Consider the following 26,275-nt stretch of genomic DNA (forward strand, 5'->3'; position numbering starts at 1 on the left):
ACATGTCTCCTTGTGAAAATGGTGAAAGGCAAAGCCGTCAGATGCCGCTGTCATCCGCCCGGTCGGCAAAGGCGGGCAGTTCGAAGGCGGTCACTGGCGGCGGCTCGCCGGTGAAGCGCTCCAATTGAACGAGGCACGATTGGGCAGCGCAGCCTTGCGACAGTCCTGAGGCCGGAACGTCGTTCGTCAGGACGTTGGGATTGCCATGCTTGTCGAGTCCAGTGTCTGGATCGGGGTCGTACCAGGAGCCTGTGGAGATACGGCACACGCCTGACATCACGTCGGCCGAAACGGTGGCGATGGCCAGGCAGGCGCCTCGGTCATTGAATACGCGCACCAGATCACCGTGTTGGATGCCTCTAGCGCCCGCGTCGTCGGCACTCAGGTAAACAGGTTCGCGGCCGTGTACCTTCGAGGCCATGCTGTGCGGGCTCGCATCCAGCTGGCTGTGCAACTTGTTGCGGGGCTGGTCCGTCAACAGATGCAATGGGTACTTGCCCGTCAGATCTGATCCCAACCATTCGGTCGGGGCAAGCCAGGCCGCGTGACCGACGCAATCGCTCAATTGGAACGATTCGATATCGCGGCAAGTGATCTCAATCAAGCCAGAGCGCGTCTTGAGAGGGTGGGTTAGCGGGTCTTCGCGAAAGGCGCTGAACATGACGTGACTGGACCCGGATGCGTCCAGATCGATCAGTCCCAGTTCCTTGAACGCTTCGAAGTCCGGAAGCGCGATGCCGACGCGGTCGTACTTGGGCACCAGATCTTCGTACATGACCCTCAGCCATGCGTCGGCCGAGCGTCCTTCGGTGAACACGTCGGCGCACCCCAGCTTGCTGGCAATCCCGGCGAAGATGTCGTAGTCGCTGAGCGCATAGCCCACGGCCTCAGTCGTTTTTGACATCCAGACCAGCACGCCCTCTTGCGATGCATAACCGATGTCGTCACGTTCCAGGGAGGTCGTCGCGGGCAGCACAATGTCTGAAAACTTCGCAGCGGCGGTCCAGTATTGTTCGTGGAACACGATCGTTTCAGGCCGTTGCCATGCCTTCACCAGCCGATTCAGATCCTGATGATGATGAAACGGGTTGCCGCCGGCCCAGTACACCATTCGGATGTCAGGGTACGTGTAGGTGGTCCCGTTGTAAGTGAAGGCTTCGGTCGGGTGAATCAGCAGGTCTGCAATCCGCGCCACTGGGATGAACTGCGTCACGGGGTTGAAGCCTTGCGACAGGGTGGGGCCACCGATCTTGCGATGGGGTGTTCCCATTGTGTTGGCAGGTCCGTAGCCTGCGCCGAACCCGCCTCCGGGCAGCCCGATCTGACCCAACATGCAAGCCAGAGTCACCACACCCCAGAAGGGCTGCTCGCCCCGTTCGGCACGCTGCAGCGACCACGCCACATTGAGCATGGTCCGGTTTTTGGCCATGTCGCGGGCCAATTGGTACGTTACTTCGGCGGGAACGCCGGTGATGGTCGCAGCCCATTGCGGCGTCTTCGCAATGCCATCCGTGGCGCCCAGTAGGTACGCCTCGAAATTGATATACCCCACGCAGTACCGACTCAAGAAATCGACGTCGTGCAGTTTCTCGTCGCGCAGCACCCAGCACAGCGCCATCATCATCGCGACGTCGGTGTTGGGCCGCAACTGGATCCATTCGATCGGGCCGCCCGTCTCGATGTTGTCGTTGACGGGCCCCAAGTTGACGATTCGCACGGCGGCTCGGTGCAAAGACGCGAGCCCGTCGCGAACCCTGTGGCGTCCCACGCCGCCGGGAGATGACTGGGCGTTCTTGCGGGGCACGCCGCCAAAGGTCACAAGCAGTTTGGTATGTTCAGCGAGAACATCCCACGTGTGGTGGATGCTGATGAGCTCGTCCATGCCTGCTACCACGTGCGGCATGATCACGTGCGCCGCCCCAAGGCTGTACGAGTCCTTGTGGCGCACATAACCGCCTGCGGCGTTTAGGAAGCGGTGGATTTGACTCTGGGCATGGTGAAAGCGCCCGGCGCTGGCCCAGCCATAAGACCCGCCGAAGATTGCCGAATTGCCGTGGGTCGTGCGCACGCGCTCGATCTCGGCGGCCACCAAACTGAAGGCCTCTTCCCATTCGACTTCGACGAACGGTTCCCGACCTCTGAGTTCGGGGTTGGCGCCAGGCCCGTTCTCAAGCCAGCTTCTGCGCACCGCTGGTTTGCGGACACGAAGCCGGGAAAGTTCGGGCGCAAATTGGTGCAGTCCGATGGCCGATGGATCTGGATCGTGCCGGTACGCGGCGATGGACGGCTCTCCAGCGGCCGTCTTCTCGACCTCGTACAGGCCCCAGTGGGAAAGGGTATATCGAGCCACTGTCAGACCTCAACGAGGACCAGTTCGAAGCAGATCAAAACGGCGTTTTCCCCGCGGGCGAGATCTCCGAAATGGACATCGCCTCTGGGGTCAATCAGTGCGATGCGCAACTGAGCGCATGGCCCCTCGGCATCGGGCTCCACGTGCCCAGAGATCACAAGGATCTCGGTGGCGATGTCCGATACCCTTCGGCCATCGGTGAACGTTGCACCAACCACACTGCCCACGCTGCCAGCGACGCGCGCCCGGTGGATCCCGTAGCGCTCGCAAGCGCGTTCAATGCTGATTAGCAAATCCTCGTTTGGACGGACTTTTGCGATCACGCAGCGCGACGCGTTCCGGGGCGGTGGGAGCCGCTCCTGCACCGCGCGGGGGCGGAACAAGCTGAAGTTTGTCTCCGCATCGAATTCAACTGACATTGCGGCATTGCCCAGACCCCAAGCTGTCGCTGGCGTGTCTTCGCACACCCGCACGCAGTCGTTATGCAGGTGGCCGCCTTTGACCCTGCCTTCGTCATCCGTCCACAGCGCGTGGCAATGCACGAATGGCTGGCCATCCTTCTCACCGAAAGTCGCCACCGCCAACAGGACGCGGACCGGTGCGTCGATGCGGTGGGTCGCGCTGTAGAACGCCACGTGCTCGTCGTCGTCCGTCTCGGTCGGCCGAACATAGTGCAGGGCGTGCACATCGAAGTCCGCCATCCGAAGCGTCCCACTGCGAATGCCTGCGTGATGCATCCCCTGGCTGATTCCTGCAAGCAGAGTTGCCCCAGCGGCAACGTTGAAGCGGACGCTGTGCAGCGGGCCCTCTATGGATTCCAGTCGCTGGGTCTCGGGAGTTCCTGGTTGTACGAGGGTGGTGAGCATGGTTGTCGGGTGAGGAGCAATTAGGGCCGTGAGCTAAAGCTTGGGTGCTTGACTAGTGAAACCATATTGTGGACTTTTAAATGTTATTTAAAGTCCATAATATGGATTCTTGATTTGCTGCTGCGCATCTGCCAAGAACCGACTTTATTCCTAGAAAACAGCTAGGAATCTCGGGGTTTACCATGGGTTTTCATTTCAAATCACTTGGCAAGCAAGAAAATAATTTATATATAAATCCATAATATGGACTTTTATTGATCATCTTTCACATGGTCAAAACTGGTTTTTGGACTCAGGTCGGAGCGGCTCCATGTGACTGGCCGCCGAGCCGCCGAGGGGTGGAGTCGGGCGAGCTCGTTTAGCTGTGCGCGTTGTCGACCGCATTGGAGAAATTCGCCTGCCCGTCACCACCAAAGGCGATCGCGTGGGCGGTCCTTGCGATCAACAAGCTGAGCTTCGGATGTCGCCCGGTGGCGTGATCAACCCATGACCCACCGCCACGGATCAGCGGCTCACGTTGGCGTGGCGATGCGTCGCGCGCGTGGACATGCCAGCTGGTGTTGGCCCGCGCTGGGCGGGTGCAAGGGTCGACGAACGTGCAACCCCTCTGCCAGGTGTCGCCTCGACTGGGGTTTCGTGAATGGGTGGTGTCAGCCCAGAGGAGCGGTGGCGCAACTTTGACCGCCATCGACCGGAAGGCAGACACCGGTGATGAACTTGGCTTGGTCTGACGCCAGAAACACGGACGCGTTAGCGATGTCCCATGGATCGCCCATGTGTCCCAGTGGCACCATTCGATTGCGCGCAGCCAGCATCTCTTCAATCGATGTGTACTGCGAAGCGATTTGCTGGTAGATGAGGGGCGTGTCGATCGCGCCGGGAATGATGCAATTGGCTCGTATGCCTTGTCTCGCGTACTGCATGGCGATTGCGACCGTCGCTTGGTTGACGGCCGCTTTGGATGCCGAGTACACGAAGTACGGGTAGCCAGTCCATCGCAAGGCTGCCAATGAAGAGATGTTGACGATGACGCCGCTGCCTTGTTTGAGCATGTGCGGCACGGCTGCCTTGACCGTGCGAAACACCGAACCCAGGTTCAGATCCAGCGACAACTGGAAGGTGCTTTCATCCAATTCCACGGGGCCGCCCATGTGGGTCACACCGACGTTATTGTGAAGGATGTCCAGGGTCCCCGAGAACGCCAGCGCAGAGCGCGTGGCGGCTTCGACCGATGCCGAGTCCCTCACGTCGCTATGAACGGCGATGGCCCGATGGCCTTCGCTGGCGATGACCGCCGCGGTGGCCTTTGCCGCGGCAAGGTCGATGTCCGCGCACGCTACGCAAGCGCCCGCGCGCGCATAGCCAACCGCCGTGGCCTTTCCATTGCTCCAGCCGTCACCCTTGAATCCAGCGCCGAATACAAGGGCTGTTTTGCCCTTAAGGGTTTGCGTCATGTTGGAAGTCCAAGTCAAATTGGCTAAGGCGCGTAAAGTCCATATAATGGACTAAATATAAATTCTTGATGTCGACCATACTGGGACTTCGTGCGGTTGACGTAGGCGTTAACCCTAAATTCCCTTGGGGGCAGGTCGAAAATCGGCCTGATAGCAGAAAATTGGCAAAGTTGGAATATCCATAATATGGATCAAAAAATCTCACGGAGAAAAGATGGAGAACCAGGAAAGACGAGCCCGAACTGCTGCAGGCGGCGCTGCCCCCGATGGGGCTCAGGCTATCGACCGGGCCATCGCCGTCCTGTTGCACGTGTCCAAGCTGCACGCGGCAGGCGCTTCACTCGGTCAACTCGTGACGGAGAGCGGGCTCAAGCAGCCGACGGTACACAGATTGCTGCTGGCGTTGATTCGCGGTGGACTGGTCGAGCAGGACATCGCAACCAAGCGTTACCACCTGGGTTATGAGAGCTACGTGCTCGGAGAACTCGCGAAGGATCGGTTCGGCATCCATCAACTCGCGCAGAGCAGCGTCGCGCGTCTTGCCCAAGTGTCTCAAGACACAGCGTTCTTGACCGTTCGCCGAGGACACTTCACCGTCTGCATGCACCGTGAAGAGGGCGACTATCCCATTCGCGCTCATGTGCTGTCGGTTGGCGACCGGCACCCTTTGGGTGTGGGTGCAGGGAGTATCGCCATCCTGGCTGCATTGCCAGATGAAGAAGTTGATTCGATCCTTGCCGACAACGCCCTCATCTATAAAGAAAAGTATCCGGCCATATCTGTGGACAGCCTGAAGACGCTCGTGGTCGAAACCCGGGCGAGGGGATTTGCAGCACACCGCGGTCTGGTGCACCCTGGTTCTTGGGGCATCGGCGTCGTTGTTTATGACCAGTTCGGTCAACCCAATGCGGCGCTCTCCATCGGCGCGATCGACACCCGGTTGCCCGAAGCGCGCCAGGAGTCTCTGGTACCGCTCATGCGAGAGGAAGCGGAGAAGCTGCGCAGGAAATTGATGGCGAGAACGAAGCCCACGGTCGCCGACGAGAAAAAGGTGCCGACTCGTGCCGAACAGGCAAGAAAGCCATATCGCTGACGACGTTTTGCGGCCTGTCTCGACAGCGCAGCGTACGCCAGCCAAGTCAAAGATTCTTCACTGATTCGCATGAGCCGTCGGGCGCAACGCGGTCATGTTTCAGCCCACCGGAGACCCTATGAAACTGGAAACCATCACCATCCACGGCGGCTACAGCCCCGACCCGACGACGAAGTCCGTCGCCGTGCCCATCTATCAGACGGCCGCTTACGCGTTCGACGACACGCAACATGGTGCGGATCTGTTTGACCTGAAGGTCGCGGGCAACATCTACACGCGCATCATGAATCCGACCAACGACGTGCTCGAGAAACGAGTCGCTGCATTGGAAGGGGGTGTTGGCGCATTGGCCGTTGCATCCGGCATGGCGGCGATCACGTACGCGATTCAAACGGTCGCTGAAGCCGGTGACAACATCATCTCGGTTGCAAAGCTCTATGGAGGCACGTACAACTTGTTCGCGCACACCCTCCCGCGTTTCGGCATCACGACACGTTTTGCAGGCCACGACGATGTGGCGGGCATCGAGGCGTTGATCGATGCAAGGACAAAAGCAGTGTTCTGCGAATCCATCGGCAACCCCGCAGGCAACATCGTGGACATCCGAGCCTTGGCCGACGTGGCGCACAAGCACGGCGTCCCGCTCATCGTCGACAACACCGTGGCCACGCCGATGCTGTGCAGACCGTTCGAACACGGCGCAGACATCGTGGTGCACTCCCTCACGAAATACATGGGCGGTCATGGCACCAGCATCGGTGGCATCGTTGTCGACTCGGGTTCCTTTCCCTGGCGCGAGAACGCAGCCCGATTTTCCATGTTGAACACACCCGACCCGTCATACCACGGCGTCACCTACACGGAAGCATTTGGAGTTGCCGCGTTCATTGGAAGGTGCCGTGTCGTGCCGTTGCGCAATACCGGGGCCGCGCTGTCGCCGTTCAATGCGTTTCTGATCTTGCAGGGTTTGGAAACGCTTGCGCTACGGATGGAGCGTCACACTGAGAATGCTTTGAAGGTTGCTACGTTCTTGCGTGAGCATCCCGCGGTGTCATGGGTAAAGTACGCTGGACTGACTGACCACCCCGAGCATGAATTGGCCAAACGCTACATGGGGGGGCGGCCGGCCTCGATCTTGTCGTTCGGGGTAAAGGGAGGGCACGAAGCCGGCGCGCGTTTTATTGATGCTCTGAAATTGTTCGTCCGCCTGGTGAACATCGGCGATGCCAAGTCCCTGGCCTGTCATCCGGCTTCAACAACTCACCGCCAACTCGACGAGAAAGAGCTTGAAGAGGCGGGGGTTCCACGGGACATGGTTCGACTGTCTGTTGGGATTGAGCACTGCGACGATATTTTGGACGATCTCACACAGGCGTTGGCTGCTGCCGCCGACTAGCAAACATCGGCACGCGTCCCTCGACGAGCAGACAGTTTTACGGTCTCCATCCAAGAGAATAGCGCAGTCTGCGCTGTGAACCGAAACACACGGGAGGACCTATGGTGGGCATCTGATGAGTTCGGCGGTTGCGGCTGCGACGCCTCATCTGCTGGTCCTAGGTGATAGGCCGTCTTTAAGGCGCACGTCAGCGCTGCTGTCCCGCGGGCAGGCGCCTTAGAACCTGCTCCGATTCGGTCGGCGAAGATCCGAACCGACTCCCTAAACTGACGCAGGTTCCCGAGAGCTTTCACCAGACCCTTGACCCTATGGGCGGTAAGGCCGTGCATCCTTATCCGCACTTTCGCATTCGCGCAGTTGCGATTCAACTGGCGCGACTGGGCCTCGTCGGGCCCCTTTCGCTGCTGGCTGCACGTCCAGCCCGGCATGGCGAAAGACGATCCGAGCGGGGCAGCGGGCGCTGGCTACCTGCCGACCTGGTGGCTCGACTTCTGCGTGGCGGCCCCTCTGATCGTCTCCTCAGTACCCTCTGTTTTCGCTGATCGAGGGTGTGCAGTATTGACTGGTCGTTGCGCACTTCGATCGCGTGCATCATGAACTTGATCGACGCAGAGGAGGGTTAAACATTGCCGGTTATAGCTCAAGCGACGCAAAGCCGTACTCATTCGGCGCTGGACAGACGCGGCCCGGTATAGGAGTCAGTGACGGCCGGCGTTGACGTATCGATCTCACCGTCCCAACCGCCACCCAGAGCCTTGTTCAGCGCAATGTACTGGGTGGTGATCAGCACCCGACTCTGGATCAACGCATCTTGCGACGTGTAAAGCGAACGCTGGGCCGTCAGCACATCAAGGAAGCCCGTGGAGCCGGCCTGATAGAGGAGCTGGGAAAGGCTCGCCGCTTGGCGGTAGGCATCGACCGAGGCCTCCAGATTCTGGACACGCGCCGTCTCCTGGGACAGGCCGACTGCAGCGTTCTCCACATCTTTCAGCGCGGCCAATACAGAGGACTGGTAGGCGATGAAATACTGATCACGCTGGGCCCGGGTGATATCCACCGTAGCCTTCAGCTTGCTGCCATTGAAAAGCGGAAGTGTCACGGACGGACCGAATGACCAACCGATCGAAGAGTGCTTCGCCAAGTCGCCGACCTGTTTGCCAGAGGTCGACAGACTGCCGGTCAGGCTGACGCTCGGGTAGCGCGCCGCTTCTGCCTGGCCGATCTTGGCCGTGTATTGGGCGTATTGGCGTTCAGCCAGCAGAACGTCCGGACGGGCGAGCAGCACGTTCGCAGGAATGCCGAGCGCGATTGGCAACGGTGGCGTGGGGATCGGCTCAACCGCCTGCAGACGCTGCATCAGCGCAGCCGGTGCCTGGCCCGTCAGGACAGACAGGCTATGCACGGTCTGTGCGTAGGAGCTTTCCAACGTTGGAATCGCCGCCTTGGTGGTTTGCGCCTGGCCTGTAGCATTGGCCGCATCCAGGCCGGAAGATGCGCCTGCGTCAAACTTGACTTGCGTGATCCGTGCTGTCTCTTCTTGCGATGAGACGGTGTCGCGAGCCAATGCCAGACGAGTCTGGTAGCCGCGCGCCTGAATGTAGTTGGACGTGATATCGCCGATCAGGGTGAGCAGCGTCGAACGCAGACTCCACTGGGCGGCGTCCACGCCATATCCCGCCGCTTCGACCGCGCGCCTGTTGGCGCCAAAAAGGTCCAACTCCCAACTCGCATCGAACCCCGCCTTGAACGTATTGCCGCCTGAGGAGGTCGTGAGACCGGTAGATGTCGTGCCGGTTGTCCCGCCGGACGCAACGCCGTTGCTGACGGACCGCGTTGCGGACGCTGTGCTCGTCAACGATGGGACCAACGAGCCGGCCGCCTGGTTGTAAGTGGCCCGAGCCTCACGAATCTTGGCACTCGCGGTAGCCACATCCAAATTGCCGGCTACTGCCTCGTCCACAAGCGCATTCAAAAGCGGATCGTCCAGACGCGTCCACCATCGGGATAGGTCCGGTGCGGCGGACGACAGTGTGCGATCTTGCGTCGTGGCCCATTGGACGGGCAATGTGACCGGCGGTGCGTGATAGTCAGGGCCCACGGCGCAGCCGGCCACAAGGAACATGCTGACCAGCAACGTCATGACGGGTGCGCAGCGTTGGGGCAGGGAGTGGGGGGGGCGGGCGAGACCATGCGTCGCCGTCGCCTTCGTGCTGATCATTTTCCGTTTGCTCATATTGGGTTCGTCACATCACCGGCGGCAGGATTCTTCGCAGGCAATCCGTTGTCTGGTTCAAGATCGGGAGACGACTGCCGTTTGAAAATAGCGCGCACGCCTACAAAGAGCAGTGGCACGAAGAAGATCCCCAGCACGGTGGCGGCGATCATGCCGCCCATCACCCCAATGCCGATCGACCGTTGCGCGCCGGAGCCAGCGCCGGTGGCCAGGGCCAGCGGTGCGACGCCCAGGATGAAGGCAAACGAGGTCATCAAAATGGGGCGCAAACGCTGCTTGGCAGCTTCCAGCGTGGCTTCGACCAATCCCGCGCCGCGCGCTTGGCGCTCCAGCGCGAACTCCACGATCAGAATCGCGTTCTTCGCCGCCAAGCCGATCGTCGTCAGCAGGCCGACCTTGAAGTACACGTCATTGGACTGGTCGAAGAGCAGGGCTCCCAAAAGTGCCCCGGCGATCCCGATTGGCACCGATAGCATCACGGCGAAGGGAATAGACCAGCTCTCATACAGTGCGGCCAAGCACAGGAAAACCACCAGCACTGAGATCGCGTAAAGCGACGTGGCCTGACTGCCCGACATGCGCTCCTGGTACGACAGCCCCGTCCATTCATGGCTATAGCCTTTGGGCAGCTTTGCGACGAGTCGATCAATCGCGCTCATGGCTGTGCCCGAGCTCACGCCCGCAGCGGCTTCCCCTTGAATCTGGAGGGCAGGCAAACCGTTGTATCGCTCCAGTCGAGCAGGACCAAAGGTCCAATGGCCGCTAGCAAACGATGCAAACGGCACCATGGCGTTGCTGGAATTGCGTACATGCCAGTTGTCCAAATCTTTGGGTTGCATCCGGAAATCGGCATCGGATTGCACGTACACCTTCTTGACGCGCCCCCGATCAATGAAGTCGTTGACATAGTTGCTACCCCAAGCCGTCGACAACGTAGTGTTCACGTCGGCCAGGCTCACGCCCAGCGCACTCGCTTTCGCCGGGTCGATATCGATGGCGTACTGTGGCGTGCCTTCCTGCCCGTTCTGGCGGGTGTTGCGCAAGCTCGCATCCTTGGCTGTGGCGCTGAGCAACTGATCGCGGACGGTGCTGAGTTGTTCGCGGCCCAACCCACCAGCGTCCTGCAAGTAGAAGTCGAATCCGTTGGACGAACCAAGGCCTTCGATGGCAGGTGGCAAAAGGACGAATACCTGGGCATCCTTTGTCGTGGCGAACGCCGTGGTGGCGCGTGCAGCGAGCGCGCTTGCGGACAAGCTCGCCGACTTGCGCTGGCCGAAGTCCTTCAGGCGAACGAAGACGATGCCAACGTTCTGGCCCGCGCCGCCGAACCCGAAGCCCGAGACTGCCATGACGCCGTCGACGGCATCCTTTTCCTGCTGGAGGTAGTAGTCCGTGACCTGGTCCAGCACCTTTCGCGTTCTGTCCTGCATCGCCCCAGCCGGCAGCTGTACGGACGTGATCAGAATGCCTTGGTCTTCAGAGGGCAGGAATGAACTGGGCAGGCGCGCGAACATCCACGCCATGACAAGCACAATACCTACGAAGGCAATGAAAAAGCGCTTCCGGCGGGTCAAAATCTTCTCTACGCCGCTACGATAGCGCTGCGAGCCGCGCTCGAACGTACGATTGAACCAGCCAAAGAATCCGCGTTGCGGGCCATGAGGCTTCGGGGGTTTTAGGACCGATGCGCACAGCGCCGGCGTCAGGATCAAGGCAACCATGAGCGACAGCACCATGGCTGAGACAATCGTGACCGAGAACTGGCGATAAATGATGCCGGTCGAGCCTGCGAAGAATGCCATCGGCACAAATACGGCTGACAGCACGACTGCGATACCCAGCAGTGCACCGGTGATTTCCTTCATTGACTTGCGCGTCGCTTCGCGCGCCGAGAGGTTCTCTTCGGCCATGATGCGTTCAACGTTTTCCACCACTACGATGGCGTCATCGACGAGCAGGCCGATAGCGAGCACCATCGCGAACATCGTCAGCGTGTTGATTGAGTACCCGAAGATGGACAAGACCCCGAAGGTTCCAAGAAGAACCACTGGAATGGCCAGGGTAGGGATGAGCGTAGCGCGTACGTTCTGAAGAAACACAAGCATCACGACGAACACGAGCACGATGGCCTCTACCAACGTTTTGGCCACCTCTTTGATAGAGAGCGTCACAAATGGCGTCGTCTCGTAGGGATAGACGACCTCCACGCCAGCGGGTAAAGTTGTTGCGAGCCCGCTGATCGCGGCCTTGACAGCCTTGGCGGTGGTGATGGTGTTCGCGCCGGTTGCGAGGTTGACGCCGAGGCCCGACGTCGGCTTGCCGTTGTAGGTCGCGCTGCCGGTGTAGCTTTCGGCACCAATCTCGATGCGGGCAACATCTCGAAGAAGAACAACCGACCCATCGGTAGCGCTTTTGAGAATGATGTTGCCAAATTGCTCGACCGTCTGCAGACGGCTCTGGGCTGTAACCGTCGCGTTGAGTTGTTGCCCCTGGCGCGCGGGTTGCGCGCCGAGCTGGCCGGCCGATACCTGGGTGTTTTGCGCCTTGATGGCAGTCTCGACATCGCCGGGCATCAGCGCATGCTGCGCGAGACGCTCGGCGTTGAGCCAGATCCGCATGGCATAGCCGGAGCCGAACAACTGCGTCTTGCCGACCCCGGGTACCCGTTTGATCGTCTCGTTCAACGTGCTGTTGACGTAATCGTCCAAGTCGGTCGCAGTGAGCTTGCCATTCGTCGAGACGAAACCGATCACCATGAGGAAGCTGGACGACGACTTGGTCACCGTCAGCCCCGTGCTCTGCACAATAGACGGCAGCAAAGAGGTGACGAGCTGGAGTTTGTTCTGCACCTGCATCTGGGCTACATCTGCATTCGCCGCGTTGCTGAAGGTCAGCGAGATTTCCACCGACCCTGCGGAGTCGGAGGACGCAGACATGTACTGAAGATTGTCGAGACCCGTCATGCCCTGCTCGATGATTCGGGTGACCGAGTTTTCGACGGTCTGGGCATCCGCACCGGGATAGCTTGCGTTGATCGATATGGTGGTGGGCGCGATCTCCGGGTACTGCGATATCGAAAGCATGCGGAGTGCCATCAGGCCTCCCAGCATGACGACGATGGCGAGGACCCAGGCGAAGACCGGTCGTTTGATAAAGAATTCCGACATTACTGGCCCCGGCTCGCCGTATCGCGTTGATTGGAGGTCGCCAATGCGGCAGAGCTGGTGAGGGCTTGAGCATCGCTCAATCCCGCCGGCGCCTGCTGACTGTGGGAGCCGCCCTGGTTAGCTTGACGGATCTGGCCCGTCGCCTCATCTATCGCCACGCTGACCGATGTGACCGCATCTCCTTCACGGACACCCTGACTGCCTTCCACAATCACTTGGTCACCGTCGGTCACGCTGTTTTCGACCACCCATGCGTTGCCGATAGAGCGACCGGCAGTCAGCACGCGCTGCTCCACCTTGCCGTTCTTGAGAAAGAGCGCCGTTGCTTCGCCGCGCGCATTGCGGCTGACGGCGCGCTGAGGAACGAGAAAGGCCTGCGGCGCCGCCCCCTTGTCGACGACGGCGCGCACATACATGCCGGGCAGCAGCAGGCGGTCCGGGTTGGCAAAAGTCGCGCGCAGCGTATAGGAGCCTGTTGTGGTGCTCACGCTGGACTCGGCGAACGCCAATTTGCCTGTCAGTGGATAGACCGTGCCGTTTTCTAGCTTGAGCGTCACGTCGATGTGTGCGCCGGAGGCCTTGATGCGTCCGGCCTTGATCGCCTGGCGCAGATTGAGCAAACTGGAGCTGGTCTGGGTCAAGTCAATGTTGATGGGGTCGAGCTGGTGGATGGTCGCAAGCGCAGTTGCCTGGCCCGCGGTGACAAGCGCACCAGGAGTCAGTGACGATTTGCCGATGCGCCCGGAAATAGGCGCGGTCATCGTGGTGTAGTCGAGGTTGATCTTCGCCGTCTGTACAGCGGCCTGGGCTGCGGAAACACCGGCCCGGGCCTGTGCCAAGGCCTCGACCGCTGCTTCGTAGTCCTGCGTGCTGATCGCCTTCTGGCTGACCAGGTCCTTATTGCGATCGGCTTTGGCCTGTGCGCTGGGTACAGCGGCTTGGGCTTTCAAGAGCGCAGCGACGGCACTGTCGTAGGTGGCCTGATAGGTGGCCGGATCGATTTTGTACAGGGCTGCGCCCGCCTTGACCTCGCCGCCCTCTGTGAATAGGCGCGTCTGAATGATGCCGCCGACCTGAGGACGGACCTCCGCCTCCAACGACGCGACAACGCGCCCGGCCAATTCCTCCGTGAGCGGAACCGACTGCGCATGCAGAGTCACGACGCTGACAGTAGGCCTTTCTTGCGAAACGGAGGCGCCGTCGTCGGCTTGCTTGCATGCTGCAAGGGCGAGAAGCAGCAATGCCGCTGCGGTGGTCCTGACTGTCGTGCTGCTGTTCATTCCTGCGCCAAAATTTTTCCGTGATAAGTCTTTTTGCCGTCTTGGGTCCGGGTAGCGTCCCATGCGGCCTGCGCATCCTCGGTGGGATGGACTCAGGAAGTGTTGGGGAATCGTGGAGAGTTGGTGGAGGCAAGTCGTCCAACCTCGACGCGGCGCCGTCCGTAGTCCGACAATGTTGGTACTGAGGCCCAACCGTGAACAACTCGCTCATCCTTATCGCTGAAGACGAACCAGAAATCGCCGAGATACTCGATGCTTATCTGACGCGGGAGGGTTTTCGTACCTACCGGGTCAACGACGGTCAAACAGCCATCGAGGTTCATCGAGTGCTGAAGCCAGACTTGGTGTTGTTGGACGTCAAGATGCCGAAGATGGACGGATGGGCTGTGCTGGCCGAATTGCGTCGGCGCGGCCACACGCCGGTGATCATGCTTACCGCCTTGGACCAGGACATCGATCGCTTGCAGGGCTTGCGCTTCGGCGCAGACGACTACATCGTCAAGCCTTTCAATCCTGTGGAAGTTGTCGCGCGCACCCAGGCGGTGTTGCGCCGCGCCGGGGGAGTCATTTCCGTGAGCGTGATCCGGTTGGGTCGGTTAGAAATCGATCTGGAGGGCTATGCGGCGCGCGTGATACACGAAACAGGCGACGTCCCTCTTGGTTTGACGCTGACCGAATTCCGGCTGCTGGCGCACATGGGCAAATCACCGAGCCGTGTTTTCAGTCGAAGCGAGCTGGTCGACGCCTGCCTGCCCGGGGGTGATGCGCTGGAGCGGACCGTAGACAGCCACGTCAGCAACCTACGCAAGAAGCTCGACCAGGCCGGAGCGCATGGAATGATGATGGGTACGCGCGGTGTGGGCTACCGACTGACGGAGGCCTGATGTCCGGCCGACTTAGCCGCCAGATCGTGCTGTCGATGAGTCTTGTATCGGCAATCACGACAATCATCGGATTTGTTGGCTCGTTCATCGCCTACGCGCTGCTTTTCCGGTTTCTTCCCCCACCTCCGGGACCTCCGGAGACCTTTCTTCCGCAAGGCCCCGACTACCTGATTGTTGCGATGTTCCTGATGCTGGGATTGATCGCGGCCGTGGTCATCGCGCTGCGATTGACTCGGCGCATCCTCACCCCGCTTAATTCTTTGGCGGAGAGCGCTCGCAGTATTGCGGCGGGGGATCTTGCGGTCCGGGCAAACCCCGGTGACAGGTCGCTTGGTGAAACGGCCCATCTCGTCGATGACTTCAACGTCATGGCGGCAAAACTGCAGGACATGGCCGCGAGCATGGCTTCGTGGAATGCGGCCATCGCTCACGAATTGAGAACGCCACTGACGATCTTGCGGGGCCGATTGCAGGGCGTCAAAGATGGCGTCTTTCCGCCGAGTGAAGAACTGATCCACGGCCTCTTGGCTCAAGTGGAAGGCTTGTCGCGGCTCGTTGACGATTTGCGCATCGTCACCTTGCAGGACAGTGGCCACCTGGAAATGCGCATCGAACCGGTACACGTCGGCGCCGAGGTTCAGCGCACGGTCGATTCCATGAGCCCTGCACTCTTTGAGGCCGGCCTGGCGGTCGAGGTGACTCAATCGGACATCGTGCTGCGCTGCGACGGCGCACGGCTGCGACAAGCCCTCATGGCGCTTCTCGACAATGCGCGACGTTATGCCCAACCCGGTAAGCTCAAGGTCGAGCTTGAGGCGACCGCCAGCCATGTGGTGCTGAGGGTAGAAGACGAAGGCCCGGGTCTCGCGCCTGAATTCGCACGCCAGGCATTCGATCCCTTCATGCGCGATGAGCCGTCACGTCTGCGGCAATACGGGGGATCGGGGCTCGGATTGGCAGTTGTCCGGGCGATTGTCTTGGCTCACTCAGGCGAAGTGCAATATCGAAGATCTCCCGTGGGCGGGTCCATCTTTGAGATGAAACTCCCGTACGCGGTCGGAAAGCCGGCACAGTTTCGCGCATTCAAGGTTCCACCGTGAATGGCGATCAGCCTGTTCATTGAAAATCGGCTGTTCTCGCTTTGCTCAGGCTCAACGGCATTGGACAGCGTGCCCAGATCAAACACCCTGCGACCGGGCACCGATTGGGAGCTGTCTGTCAGGCGACACGAGAAACTGACCCCCGGGGGGTCAGTTCCTGATGTCGCTTGACACTGTCGGCAATCGCCCCGGCGTTGCGGTCCATTCCGTCGTGAAAATACGGTACGTGAGCCGCAGACTGCGGGTATGAAATCTCTGTGGCCGCCGGTGCCTGCGCGGCGGCGGATCCGCAGGTACATCGAGGCGCGCTGAGAAGCGTGGCGCTGATCGAGTCCATCACGCCGTAAGCAGTCAATAAACCACGCCCTTGCGCGTGGTGTCAGAGCCGATGCGCGCAGGACGGCCTACGCGCCGCCGAGTTCAAGGTTCCAGGGCAGCAGCGCCTCGTAGTCGTCGACCGTCTGCGCCAGCGGCAGCTTCTTGAACAGCGCGACGAGATACCGATAGGGCTCGATGTTGTTGGCCTTGGCGGTCTCGATCAGCGAATAGAGATTGGCGCTCGCGTTGGCACCGCGCACGGTGTCGGCGAACAACCAGCTGCGCCCGACGACGAAGGGCCGGATCGCGTTCTCCACCGGGTTGGAGTCCAACGGCCAGGAGCCGTTGTCCACGAACCGCACGAGTTTGGGCCATTGCCCATGCAGGTAGTGCAGTGCCTCGCCCAGCAAGCTCGATGGTGCAACGGCGTGCAGGTGCGTGAGCAACAGTTGCTCGATCTCGCGCACGACTGCGGCGCTGTAGCGCGAACGCAGCCGCAGCCGGCGCGCGGGCGCCCAGTCCCTGGCCAGTGCTTCTGCGCGGTACAGCTTGCCAATGAGCCGCACGAACCGGGGCGCGATCTGATCGGGCGAGCGGGCTGCCTTCGGGATGGCCTCCTCGGCCTTGATGAACGGTCGACGCGCGTGAACCCAGCACCCGAGATGCGTGAGGCTGCCGGCCCTCGCAATGCCGTTGTAGACCTCGTAGCCGTCGCTCATGAGCGTGGTGCCGGGGCGGATGCCGGCATACAGCTTCTCGGCGTGCACGGCGCCACGTCCTGGCGCATAGGCGAACAGCCGCACCGGTGCCGTTCATTTGCGCCCACATGTAGTTCTTGGTCTGCGCCTTGCGTCCCGGTTCCTTGAGCACCTGAACCGTGGTCTCGTCGCCGTAGATCAGGTCCGAGTCCAGCAAGTGGTCGCGCAGCAGGTTGATGACCGGCTGTACAGCCTGGCCGATGCGCACGATGCCGGAAGCCAGCGTATTGCTCGCGATGTCGCCACCGAAGCGGCGCAGCAATACGGCCGTTCGGTACAGCGGCATGCCGAACTGGTACTTGCCGGTGATGACCCAGGCCTGGGCCTGCTCGGTGAGCAGCCCGCGCGGGATGATGCGCGCCGGCGTCGGTGCAACCTTCAGGCTCTGATCGCAGCAGGGACAGGCGTACTTGATGCGGTGGTGCTGCAGCACGCGCACCTGTTCGGGGATGACATCCATCTGCTCGCTGACCTCGGCGCCGATCTCCACCAGCGCGTGCCCGTCATGCGCGCACACACGCTCGGCCTCGGGCAGTTCGTGGCGCACGATCTCGCGCGGCAGCGCAGGGTCCAGCGGCTTGCGTCCGCGTTTCTTGCGTTGATGGCCCGCGACCGGTGTCGACTCCTCTTCGTCGGTCTCGGCTTGCGGCGTCTGATCTGTGGGCGCGAGCGCCTCGGCCTCGTTGAGGAACAGGTCCTTCTGATCGGTGCCGCGGGCTTCGCTCTTGGCCGCAAACAGCTGGCGCTGCAGCGCCTTCAGCCGCTCCAGTGCGAGGTCCCGCTCGGTGGTCGCTACTCGAAGCGCGCCGGCCAGCGCATCGCGCTCGGCGATGAGCGCGGCGAGTTCTTCAGCGGTGATGGTGGCGGGCGACGACACGCCCGCTTGGATCGGCATGCGCCATCATTGTTCCTTCAGGCCACGCTGGAGTAGCGCAGGCGCGAGTGGCGTTGCACCACCGCGATGTCGATGCCCTCCAGCAACCAGTGCAGCTGTTCGGCCGTCAGCGTGGGAACCGCATCGGCCGAGGGCCAGATGAACCTGTCCTTCTCCAGCCGCTTGAGCAACAGCCAGAAGCCGTTGCGCTCCCAACCCAGGATCTTCACCCGGTCGCGCCGGCGGTTGCTGAACACGTACGCGCACGAGGCGAACGGGTCCAGGCCCAGCGCCTGCTCCACCAGCACGGCCAGGCCGTTGATGTTCAACCGGAAGTCCACCGGCTCGCGGTGCAGGTAGACCTTCAGCCCTTCGTCGAAGCGGAACATGGAAGTCGGCTCAACATCTGCACCAGCGTCGGCAATTGCTGCAAGCTCGTCTCGCCTAGATCGAGCTGCACGCCGTTGGGCAGGCGCACCTGCAACCCGACCATCGGGGTCGGTGCCGTCAAGGAGTTCTCATTCGGGATCACCGCCACTGCCGTAGCAGGTGCATGGGCCATCGCGGGCGCCGCCACCGCACACTCGCGCTGAGGCATTCGCTGAGGCTGATCTTGTTCACCCTCTACGCGCACGGCAACGAATGCCGCATCTTGCATTCGCGCGATGTCGCCCGCTGGCACCTGGGCGCTTCGCCGCTGGTAAGCCGCGATCCACGTCCTCAGCAGGTTCGTGTTGACACCGTGCTCCATCGCCATTCGTGCCACCGACACTCCTTGCTTGAGGCACGCAACGATCAACTCCCTCTTGGCGGCTTCGTCGTAGACGCCGCGACCGTCACTCTTACGCCCCACAACCAACCGGCCTCGCAACTCTGCGTACTGCTCTGTCATGTCTACGTGTCCATGTTGCTATACATGGGCACGTAGCCTCACAGCTCATCGCTCCCTGAACAAGGGCGTGGTTAATTGACGGCTTACATCACGCCGGTGACCAAGAGGCAGTCATCCCACCGTGGACTCACGGCAGCAAACAACAATGAGAGTATCGAGCGAGGAGGATGCTGCCGTGTGGCTCATCTCGATCACTCAAGACAAGGCGGGTTTAGCGCTCAGCTCTTCTCTCTCTCTCTCGACATGGTGCACAGCAGGCAACGCCCCGGTCTGGTGGAAGGAAGTCATTCCGCCCGTGCCCCCGAGCGCTGTACCACATCGCGCCATCTGATCGTTTCAGTTTGAATAAGTCGGGCAAATGCGTCTGGCGATTCGCTCGCTCGTTCCACACCCATCTGCGCGAACCGAGCCTGCGTCGCTGGCGCGTCGAGAATGTCTTTGACCGCACGGTAGATCTCGTTCACAACGCTGGCCGGAGTTCCCGCCGTCGTGACGAGGCCAAACCAAGGGGTCGCTTCAAAGCCCTGCACGCCAGACTCAGAAATGGTCGGGATGCCCGGCATACTGCCGACGCGCTTCGTTTCCGCGACGGCGAGTGCGCGTAGCGCGCCGCTCTGCACGTGCGGATAGCTCGACGAGATGTTGTCGAACATCATCGTGACATGACCGGCGAGCAGATCGTTGAGCGCAGGCGTGCTGCCCTTGTAAGGCACGTGTACCGCCGACAGTCCGGTTCGAGATTTGAGCAACTCCATGGCCAGATGACCACTGGATCCATTCCCCTGGGAACCATACGAAATCGCCGTCGGATGGGCCTTGGCATACGCCAACAGTTCGGCAAGGTTGTGGATCGGAAGGGCTGACGGAACCACGAGCAGCAATGGGGCGACTGCTACCCGAATGATCGGTGCGAAGGCCTTCGCGGGGTCGAAGGGAAGCGAGGCATACAAACTCGCATTGACGGCAAGTGGACCGGGCGCAGTGATGAGCAATGTGTGTCCGTCGGATGCGCTCTTGGCCACGATATCAGCGCCGATGTTGCCATTGGCCCCGGGACGGTTTTCGACAACGACAGGCTGAGAGAAGCGCTTGGACAGATCATTTGCGACCAGACGTGCCAACAAATCCGCGGTGCCTCCCGGCGGATAGCTGACGATCAACCTGAGGCTTCGGGTGGGGAAGGCGGGAAGTGCAGACTTCGGCTGGGCATGCAGTGCCGCGGTGAACGCGCTCACACCCAGTCCTAGGACAAGCTGCCGACGTGTGAAGGGCGAGGGGAAGGCAGAGACTGTGTTTTCGGGCATGGAAGTATCAGAGGATTTGGGAGGTCTGGCGCGCGCGCGGTGCGTTCAATCTAGTTTGGCACCCGAGAATTTCACGGCCTCCGCATATCTTTGTGATTCGGCAGCCATGAAGGCTGCGAACTCGGTGCTGCTCGAGCCAATTGGCTCCATGCCGGCTTCTGCCAGCTTGAGCCGGACCGCTGGCTCGTGCAGCGCGCTCACGAACACTGCGTTGAGCCTCGCCACTGCATCGGGCGGTGTGCCGGCGCGTACGAGCAGCCCGAACCAGGATTTGGACGTGAAGCCTGGTAAGCCCGCTTCCGTAAACGTCGGTACCTCCTCCAGAAGGGGTGTCCTGCCCTCGCTAGCAACCGCGATGGCCTTCAGTTTTCCAGCGCGGATCAATGGAACGACTTGCGCGAGGTCCGTCAACATGGCATCAACTTGACCACCGAGCAGATCGTTCGTTGCCGGAGCGACGCCCTTGTACGGCACGTGCAGCATGTTGAGTTGAGCCGCCTTCTTGAACAACTCGAATCCGAGATGACCGGATGATCCATTGCCGAAGGACGCATAGCTGGCCGCGCCGTTCTTCGCGCGCGCCCAGGCGATGAAACCGTTCAGATCCTGCACGGATAGGTTCGGACGAACAACAAGAATGTGGGGGTTCGACGCGAGCAGGGTCACCGGAGCGAAATCCTTGTGGATGTCGTACGCGAGACGAGGCATCAGATGCGGATTGATGACAGAACTCGCAGTGTTCATCACCAAGGTCTGCCCGCTGGCAGGCGCGGCAAAGACTGCCTGTGTCCCGATCGTCGTGCTTGCTCCCGCGCGGTTGTCTACGATGACAGGTTGATTCATCGCACGGTGGACCGGCTCGGCCAAGGCCCTGGCGAGCGCGTCGCTCGTTCCTCCCGGGGCAAAGGGCACGATGATTGTGATCGCAGTCTTAGCTGGACCTTGCGCCGTGGATGCAAGCGGAATCACCAGAGCGATGAGGACGAGGCCGCTGAGCCATTGCCGGACCACGCGCTGCATTTGCGCTCCAATCTGACGCACGTGGGACTTATCGAGGTTCATGACGCCGCGCCGCGATGCGGTAGATCGATCCTCTTCAATAAAGGTGCGGCGACGTTGGGCGACAGCGGTGGTGAACACGAAAGCCTCGGTGTGATGGGGGATGTCACGGCAAAAGATATATGATAAGATATATCACGATGGATGGCAAGGGTTGCCGATCGGCAGGTAACGTTATCCAGCACCGGCGAAGGTTCGAGCGAGCTGTTACTGGTCGACTCTGGGCATGCTCGACCCAACGGCGTGGTCGATCAAGTACAACCAACTACCATCTGCCTGCTGCCGAAGAACCTCGGCTGAAGAGCCTTCGGCCAGGACGGTTCCGTTGTTGTTGTCGAGAATGCGCCAATCGGCGCGCAGCAGAGCTAGGCCGGACGCCGCCAGAGTGAAATTGTTCACTGATTCCATCGTGCCCTGGATCTTGAGGAGTTCGCGAAGTGATCGCTCAATAGCAAGGATTCCGTCATCGGCTTCGCCGGTGACGGTGTTCTGGTGCATGGCCTGCGGCTCGTACAGGCTGAGGAGGCCTTCCAAATCGCGCGCGTTGAACAGTGCGCCGAAGGTTTCATTCATCGTTTGCGGGTCTGAGATTCGCGGCATTTGAATCCTTTTTCTCTACGGGGATGGAATAGTGGAACCGACATCTTCGAAGATCTCCAAACGGAAAGGTGCAGCGCACCATGACACGTCGGGCGGTCCGCGCAGGGAAGGGCAAGTAACGTCAGTCGTTCACGCCACAGCCTGCCCTGTCGAGCAGTGGCTCGGATTTCTCGGGCACCGCTGGAACGCAGTTATCTTGTGGCATTTGGGTGATGGCGCACTCCATCACTCAGAGTTGATCCTCCGCTTGCCGGGAATCCGACCGAAGGCGCTCGTCGAGCGGTTGATCGCGTTGACGGCACAGGGCCTGATCTCTCGGAGCAGGATTGCTGGATTCCCCACGCGGGTCAGCTACGCGTTGACCAGCGAGGGGAGCGACTTGTTGCTGATACTCGATCAATTGGCGATCTGGGCGGATGCCAAGCGCACTGCCCCATAGAGCTGAAGCTCGAGTCGCATCTCACCGAACATTTGCGCGCAAACTAAGTGTCATCGCTTCGGATCTCCGAGACGGCCTAGGACTGGACGTACCAATCATGCTGAGTCTCGGACCCTACAACGCGACCGTAACGGCCTTTTCCTCCAAGTACGCGTCTAGCGCCTTGCTTGAGAGATCCCGGCCAAGGCCGCTATCCTTCAAGCCTCCCCACGGCAGCCGTGCGTCCAATGGGCTCCAGCAGTTGATCGCCACGGCTCCCACGTCGAGTCGGGCGGCCACGCGGTGCGCCGTGGACAGGTCCTGAGTCCAGATGGACGCCGACAATCCGAAGTTGCTCTGGTTGCATAGTCGGATCGCTTCTTGTTCGCTGTCGAACGGGATAAGCATGCCAACCGGCCCAAAGATCTCCTCCTGTGCGATACGCATGTCATTGCGTACATTCGAGAAAACCGTCGGCCGAACGAAATAGCCTTCGGCCGGCAAGGGCTCGTCGCCCGCGAGCATCACAGCGCCTTCTGACATGCCAAGTGCAATGTAGCTGCGGACTCTCTCCATATGACGGTGATTGATCAGCGCACCCATCTGCATTCCTGGTTCAGAGGGGGGCCCAAGCCGCATCGATTTGGCTGCATTTGTGAGGGCCTGCTCGAATCGCGTTAGGATGGATCGATGTACCAGGACGCGTGAGCCCGCCGCGCAGGTCTGCCCCTGATTGACGAACAGTCCCATAGTCACGCCCATGACTGCTTGATCGATGTCTGCGTCGGCGAAGACGAGTTGCGCGGCCTTTCCACCGAGTTCCAGAGTGACGCGCTTGAAAGTCGTCGCCGCCTGTATCGCAATGGTGCGACCGACCCCGGTACTGCCGGTAAAGCTGATTTTGCGTACCAGAGGGTGGCCGACAAGCGCTTCGCCGGCGACCGCACCGCCATTGATGATGTTGACGACGCCGGCGGGGAAACCCGCCTCGTTTAACAGGCTCGCCAGTCTCGATATTGCGAGGGGTGCATCCTCCGGCGTCTTGATGACAACACTACATCCTGCTGCAAGCGCAGGCGCGAGCTTCCAGATGCAGATCATCAGTGGCGCATTCCACGGAATGATCAATGCCGCCACGCCGATCGGAGTGCGACTGGAATAGTTCAAGGTTGCCCTGCCCATGAAGCCGCTCGTGGGGATCAGGCGTCCCTCGAGCTTGTCGGCCCAGCCGGCGAAATAACGCAGCGTGTCGGCGCACATGGGCAGGTCCATCATCGCCATCTCATGTTTGGGACGTCCTTGCTCTTCGGCCAAGATGTGGACGAACAGGTGTGCGTCACGCTCCAGCAGGTCTGCCAAGCGCTGCAGAAGGCGTGCCCGCTGCGCACCCGGCGTGTCTCGCCAGACATGTTCGAAGGCCCTGGCGGCCGCCTCGACCGCCGCACTTACATCTTGAACGGTGGAGTTTGCTACCCGCGCGAGGAGTGCACCGGTGGCGGGTGCCAGCTTGTCAAAGCGTGCGTCGTCCTGCGCGCTCGTAAGCTGGCCATCGACAAAATTCTCTACGAGTTGGATGGGTGGATTCGATTGGGACAAAGAGATGCTCCTTGGATTGAGGGGAAGCCGAGCGCCGATGCACCAAGCGGGCGGGCGCGTATAGGGATTGCATGGATTCCTTTCCGGGGAAAAGCTGCAATCATCTTCAGATGAAGTTACTTGGTATCAAGATGAAATGCTCATTTGATGATCGGGACCCGGGTCTGTGGAGCCGCCCGGAAGGGAATGGCGCAAGGAGTGCAAGATGCTGACGTCCATCGATCGGTTCAAAGACATTCACTTGCACGCGGCGTCGGTGCGTGATTGGAAACAGACGTACAACCAGCTGTCGCCAGGGCCGCTGTGCAGTTCGCTCATGCAGTTCTCCGTCGGTGCCTTCCACGTCTTTCGGGAGTACATCAACCAAAGGGTCGTCCAGCAGGGCGGTTCGCCGCGTGGCAAGGTGTGCTTTGCTGTTCCGCTCACTTTGCCGGGTACGGCATGCATGCAAGGGCGTGAGACCGACGGCAATAGCATCTTTCCGTTGCGGGGCGGCGAGGAGTTCATGTTCCATATGCCGCAAGGCACAGACATGCTGGTCCTGACTTTCGACGCTGACAGAGTCGAACAGATGTTCGATCGCGTCGGGGCGGCTTATACGCTGAGCATTGTGTTCAAGCAGCCGGTGCTGCGGGTGGAGCCCGGCAAGCTTGGCGAATTTCGCGCCGCTCTGATGGCTGTCTTCTGCAACGCGATCACGACGCCGCACTTGTACGAGTGTGCCGACACCGCACGGGCACTGGAGGCCTGTCTGTTGGATGCTCTTCTGACGTTGTTGTCGAGCACAGACTGCAATCCTCGTAATCGGCTGAGCAGCTCGCCGCACAGTTTTATCGTCGAGAAGTGCCACAACCGTACGGTGAGCGACATGGGTCGAAAGCCGGATGTGCTGGACCTTTGCACCCAACTGCGTATCAGTCGCCGTACGCTGCAGAACAGCTTTCGAAGCGTGGCGCACATGACGCCGGTGAACTACATCCGTTGCCTTCGCCTGAACGGCGTCCGTCGACAGCTGATGTCGACGGACGTGCGCACGGTCACGATCGCGGACGCCGCCGCGGGATGGGGTTTTACACAGTTGAGCCACTTCGCCTCTGAGTACAAAGAGTTGTTCGGAGAATTGCCCTCACAGACCCGGCGCGACTGCATTGCGACCGGCGCACTGAAAGAATGGAATCACGAGTCGCCTAGCGACAAGGCCTCATTGCGCGAATACGCTTGAATGGTGACATGCAGGGGGGGCGCCTGATGCGACAAGCGTCAGCGAGTCGATGCGATGGCTTCGCGCAGGACCCGTGCGATCACGCCCGCCTCCTCGAGCGTCAGCGTCAACGGTGGGGACAGGATGATCTTGTTGCCGACTGGTCGCACCAATACGCCGGCAAGGCGGGCTGCCTCCGCGATACGCGCTGGCTGACCAAGTTGCGGGTCGAGGGGCTGGCGAGTCTCCTTGTCCGCAACGAGGTCGAGCGCGACCATCAGCCCCTTGCCACGAACTTCACCGACGACATCGAACTGCTCGCTCAGCGGGCGAAGGCTCTCGATCAGGGCCGCTCCCACGCTGGCGGCATTGCCAGGCAGGTCTTCCTTCTCGACGATGTCCAATACGGCCAGGGAGGCGGCACATGCAGTGGGATGCCCACTGTAGGTGTACCCGTGCATGACCACGCTCGAAAATCCTGACGCGTTCTCGATTGACCGTACCACGCGTTCGTTGAACATCGTCGCGCCCAAAGGGATGTACCCCGCGGAAATCCCTTTGGCAAGACACAGAATGTCCGGTGCGACCCCCCAGCCGCGACTGCCCAGCATCGAACCCGAACGACCAAATCCCGTGACGACCTCGTCGGCAATCAGAAGGATACCGTGGCGGTCACAAACCTCCCTGAGCCGTTTCCAGTAAGTGTCTGGGGGAACGATGACCCCCCCCGCGCCTTGCACCGGCTCGGCAATCATGGCTGCAATCGTGTCTGCGCCGAGAAAGGCGATCTGGTCTTCCATCTGGCGGATGCAATGATCGACCAACTGGCCCGGGTCACGGCAATCCCAGGGGTTGCGATAAAGCCAGGGCGTATCGAGGAGGTAGCAGCCGTCGAGCAGTGGGCCATGATTGTGGTGGTAGACCCCGTTGCCACCGACGGAGGTGCCACCCACATGGACGCCGTGATACCCGCTGCGCAGCGAGAGAAATCTCGTGCGGCTGGGATGGCCCTCGGTGATCCAGTACTGCCGCGCCATTTTCAGGGCGGTTTCGACGGCGTCGGAGCCGCCGCTGCTGAACAGAACGCGCTGCATGTCTTCTGAGGCGAACATGCTTGTCAAACGTTCCGACAGATCGTAGACCCGCGGGTGTGCGATGCCGTCGAAGGTCTGGTAGTAGGCCAACTCGTCCAGTTGCCTGGCGATCGCCGCCTTGACCTCGGCGCGGTTGTGACCGACGTTGACGTTCCAGAGTCCGCCAACGCCATCGATCATGCGATGCCCGTCAACGTCAGTGATGTAGTTGCCATCACCGCTCGCGATGATCAAGGTGCTGGACGTATTGAGCGGATTGGCCGACCGCATCGGGTGCCAGAACTTCTTCTCGGCAGTCTTGTATTTTCTGTACATGGTTTTGTGATCCTTGATAAGTT

The 26,275-nt window shown here is 60.7% G+C and carries 19 protein-coding genes and 1 pseudogene; 6 read left to right on the top strand and 14 right to left on the bottom strand.

Annotated elements, in window-relative coordinates; translation table 11 throughout:
• Positions 1-37: 37 nt before the first annotated feature.
• The 3 genes from ACSFCA_RS21470 to ACSFCA_RS21480 all read right to left on the bottom strand — a co-directional run bounded on the left by ACSFCA_RS21470 (position 38) and on the right by ACSFCA_RS21480 (position 4,670).
• Complete coding sequence (locus ACSFCA_RS21470; protein WP_435460567.1) at positions 38-2,350, bottom strand: molybdopterin-dependent oxidoreductase; 2,313 nt, start codon at positions 2,348-2,350, stop codon at positions 38-40.
• A gap of 2 nt (positions 2,351-2,352) precedes the next feature.
• Positions 2,353-3,216 (bottom strand): PCC domain-containing protein, encoded by an 864-nt coding sequence (locus ACSFCA_RS21475; protein ID WP_435460566.1) that lies wholly within the window; start codon positions 3,214-3,216, stop codon positions 2,353-2,355.
• A gap of 650 nt (positions 3,217-3,866) precedes the next feature.
• Positions 3,867-4,670, bottom strand: a complete 804-nt coding sequence (locus ACSFCA_RS21480) for an SDR family NAD(P)-dependent oxidoreductase (RefSeq protein WP_435460565.1) — start codon at positions 4,668-4,670, stop codon at positions 3,867-3,869.
• Between the two features lie 214 nt (positions 4,671-4,884).
• Between ACSFCA_RS21480 and ACSFCA_RS21485 the strand changes: the two genes are divergently transcribed.
• A complete protein-coding gene (locus ACSFCA_RS21485; protein WP_435460564.1) occupies positions 4,885-5,763 on the top strand; it encodes an IclR family transcriptional regulator in 879 nt (292 codons plus the stop codon).
• A gap of 118 nt (positions 5,764-5,881) precedes the next feature.
• Complete coding sequence (locus ACSFCA_RS21490) at positions 5,882-7,159, top strand: bifunctional O-acetylhomoserine aminocarboxypropyltransferase/cysteine synthase (RefSeq protein ID WP_435460563.1); 1,278 nt, start codon at positions 5,882-5,884, stop codon at positions 7,157-7,159.
• Between the two features lie 661 nt (positions 7,160-7,820).
• Here ACSFCA_RS21490 and ACSFCA_RS21495 read toward each other — a convergent pair.
• The 3 genes from ACSFCA_RS21495 to ACSFCA_RS21505 all read right to left on the bottom strand — a co-directional run bounded on the left by ACSFCA_RS21495 (position 7,821) and on the right by ACSFCA_RS21505 (position 13,839).
• Positions 7,821-9,299 carry an efflux transporter outer membrane subunit gene (locus tag ACSFCA_RS21495; RefSeq protein ID WP_435460562.1) on the bottom strand — a complete coding sequence of 493 codons (1,479 nt, stop codon included), beginning with the start codon at positions 9,297-9,299 and terminating at the stop codon, positions 7,821-7,823.
• 89 nt (positions 9,300-9,388) lie between these two features.
• Complete coding sequence (locus ACSFCA_RS21500) at positions 9,389-12,559, bottom strand: efflux RND transporter permease subunit (RefSeq protein WP_435460561.1); 3,171 nt, start codon at positions 12,557-12,559, stop codon at positions 9,389-9,391.
• Positions 12,559-13,839: an efflux RND transporter periplasmic adaptor subunit gene (locus tag ACSFCA_RS21505; RefSeq protein WP_435460560.1), complete on the bottom strand. Its 1,281-nt coding sequence runs from the start codon at positions 13,837-13,839 to the stop codon at positions 12,559-12,561. Before ACSFCA_RS21505 ends, ACSFCA_RS21500 begins: the two co-directional genes overlap by 1 nt.
• Before the next feature lie 194 nt (positions 13,840-14,033).
• Here ACSFCA_RS21505 and ACSFCA_RS21510 point away from each other — a divergent pair, with 194 nt between their 5' ends.
• Positions 14,034-14,723 (top strand): response regulator, encoded by a 690-nt coding sequence (locus ACSFCA_RS21510; RefSeq protein WP_435460559.1) that lies wholly within the window; start codon positions 14,034-14,036, stop codon positions 14,721-14,723.
• Positions 14,723-15,823, top strand: a complete 1,101-nt coding sequence (locus ACSFCA_RS21515; protein WP_435460558.1) for an ATP-binding protein — start codon at positions 14,723-14,725, stop codon at positions 15,821-15,823. The genes ACSFCA_RS21510 and ACSFCA_RS21515 overlap by 1 nt, the downstream gene beginning before the upstream one ends.
• 404 nt (positions 15,824-16,227) lie before the next feature.
• On the opposite strand, the pseudogene tnpC reads toward ACSFCA_RS21515, so the two are convergent.
• From tnpC to ACSFCA_RS21545, 6 genes and pseudogenes are all read right to left on the bottom strand, one after another.
• Positions 16,228-17,794, bottom strand: a pseudogene (gene tnpC, locus ACSFCA_RS21520) (IS66 family transposase).
• 17 nt (positions 17,795-17,811) lie between these two features.
• Entirely contained in the window at positions 17,812-18,162 is a 351-nt protein-coding gene (gene tnpB, locus ACSFCA_RS21525) for an IS66 family insertion sequence element accessory protein TnpB (RefSeq protein ID WP_101488468.1), read from the bottom strand.
• Positions 18,138-18,665, bottom strand: a complete 528-nt coding sequence (locus ACSFCA_RS21530; RefSeq protein ID WP_435460557.1) for a transposase — start codon at positions 18,663-18,665, stop codon at positions 18,138-18,140. The genes tnpB and ACSFCA_RS21530 overlap by 25 nt, the downstream gene beginning before the upstream one ends.
• 284 nt (positions 18,666-18,949) lie before the next feature.
• Complete coding sequence (locus tag ACSFCA_RS21535) at positions 18,950-19,900, bottom strand: Bug family tripartite tricarboxylate transporter substrate binding protein (protein ID WP_435460556.1); 951 nt, start codon at positions 19,898-19,900, stop codon at positions 18,950-18,952.
• 114 nt (positions 19,901-20,014) lie between these two features.
• Positions 20,015-21,109 (bottom strand): Bug family tripartite tricarboxylate transporter substrate binding protein, encoded by a 1,095-nt coding sequence (locus ACSFCA_RS21540; protein WP_435460555.1) that lies wholly within the window; start codon positions 21,107-21,109, stop codon positions 20,015-20,017.
• A gap of 126 nt (positions 21,110-21,235) precedes the next feature.
• A complete protein-coding gene (locus tag ACSFCA_RS21545) occupies positions 21,236-21,601 on the bottom strand; it encodes a YybH family protein (protein WP_435460554.1) in 366 nt (121 codons plus the stop codon).
• Positions 21,602-21,659: 58 nt separating this feature from the next.
• Between ACSFCA_RS21545 and ACSFCA_RS21550 the strand changes: the two genes are divergently transcribed.
• Positions 21,660-22,067 (top strand): winged helix-turn-helix transcriptional regulator, encoded by a 408-nt coding sequence (locus tag ACSFCA_RS21550; RefSeq protein ID WP_435460553.1) that lies wholly within the window; start codon positions 21,660-21,662, stop codon positions 22,065-22,067.
• A 114-nt stretch (positions 22,068-22,181) separates the two neighbouring features.
• On the opposite strand, the gene ACSFCA_RS21555 is transcribed toward ACSFCA_RS21550, so the two are convergent.
• On the bottom strand, positions 22,182-23,621 hold the full coding sequence (locus tag ACSFCA_RS21555; protein WP_435460910.1) for an aldehyde dehydrogenase family protein: 1,440 nt from the start codon (positions 23,619-23,621) through the stop codon (positions 22,182-22,184).
• A 226-nt stretch (positions 23,622-23,847) separates the two neighbouring features.
• Between ACSFCA_RS21555 and ACSFCA_RS21560 the strand changes: the two genes are divergently transcribed.
• The gene (locus tag ACSFCA_RS21560) at positions 23,848-24,864 is read left to right on the top strand and encodes a helix-turn-helix domain-containing protein (RefSeq protein WP_435460552.1); all 1,017 of its coding nucleotides are present in this window, start codon (positions 23,848-23,850) and stop codon (positions 24,862-24,864) included.
• A gap of 38 nt (positions 24,865-24,902) precedes the next feature.
• On the opposite strand, the gene ACSFCA_RS21565 is transcribed toward ACSFCA_RS21560, so the two are convergent.
• Positions 24,903-26,252 carry an aminotransferase class III-fold pyridoxal phosphate-dependent enzyme gene (locus tag ACSFCA_RS21565; RefSeq protein ID WP_435460551.1) on the bottom strand — a complete coding sequence of 450 codons (1,350 nt, stop codon included), beginning with the start codon at positions 26,250-26,252 and terminating at the stop codon, positions 24,903-24,905.
• Between the last annotated feature and the right edge of the window lie 23 nt (positions 26,253-26,275).

The sequence above is a fragment of the Variovorax multivorans genome (assembly GCF_051216835.1).
Lineage (GTDB): Bacteria > Pseudomonadota > Gammaproteobacteria > Burkholderiales > Burkholderiaceae_C > Variovorax.

What these genes read in the sequence shown, in the direction of transcription:
- ACSFCA_RS21475 (WP_435460566.1), bottom strand. Translation starts at nt 3,216, where the DNA reads ATGCTCACCACCCTCGTACAACCAGGAACTCCCGAGACCCAGCGACTG.
- ACSFCA_RS21480 (WP_435460565.1), bottom strand. Translation starts at nt 4,670, where the DNA reads ATGACGCAAACCCTTAAGGGCAAAACAGCCCTTGTATTCGGCGCTGGA.
- ACSFCA_RS21485 (WP_435460564.1), top strand. Translation starts at nt 4,885, where the DNA reads ATGGAGAACCAGGAAAGACGAGCCCGAACTGCTGCAGGCGGCGCTGCC.
- ACSFCA_RS21490 (WP_435460563.1), top strand. Translation starts at nt 5,882, where the DNA reads ATGAAACTGGAAACCATCACCATCCACGGCGGCTACAGCCCCGACCCG.
- ACSFCA_RS21495 (WP_435460562.1), bottom strand. Translation starts at nt 9,299, where the DNA reads ATGACGTTGCTGGTCAGCATGTTCCTTGTGGCCGGCTGCGCCGTGGGC.
- ACSFCA_RS21500 (WP_435460561.1), bottom strand. Translation starts at nt 12,559, where the DNA reads ATGTCGGAATTCTTTATCAAACGACCGGTCTTCGCCTGGGTCCTCGCC.
- ACSFCA_RS21505 (WP_435460560.1), bottom strand. Translation starts at nt 13,839, where the DNA reads ATGAACAGCAGCACGACAGTCAGGACCACCGCAGCGGCATTGCTGCTT.
- ACSFCA_RS21515 (WP_435460558.1), top strand. Translation starts at nt 14,723, where the DNA reads ATGTCCGGCCGACTTAGCCGCCAGATCGTGCTGTCGATGAGTCTTGTA.
- tnpB (WP_101488468.1), bottom strand. Translation starts at nt 18,162, where the DNA reads ATGTTCCGCTTCGACGAAGGGCTGAAGGTCTACCTGCACCGCGAGCCG.
- ACSFCA_RS21530 (WP_435460557.1), bottom strand. Translation starts at nt 18,665, where the DNA reads ATGACAGAGCAGTACGCAGAGTTGCGAGGCCGGTTGGTTGTGGGGCGT.
- ACSFCA_RS21545 (WP_435460554.1), bottom strand. Translation starts at nt 21,601, where the DNA reads ATGAATGAAACCTTCGGCGCACTGTTCAACGCGCGCGATTTGGAAGGC.
- ACSFCA_RS21560 (WP_435460552.1), top strand. Translation starts at nt 23,848, where the DNA reads ATGCTGACGTCCATCGATCGGTTCAAAGACATTCACTTGCACGCGGCG.
- ACSFCA_RS21565 (WP_435460551.1), bottom strand. Translation starts at nt 26,252, where the DNA reads ATGTACAGAAAATACAAGACTGCCGAGAAGAAGTTCTGGCACCCGATG.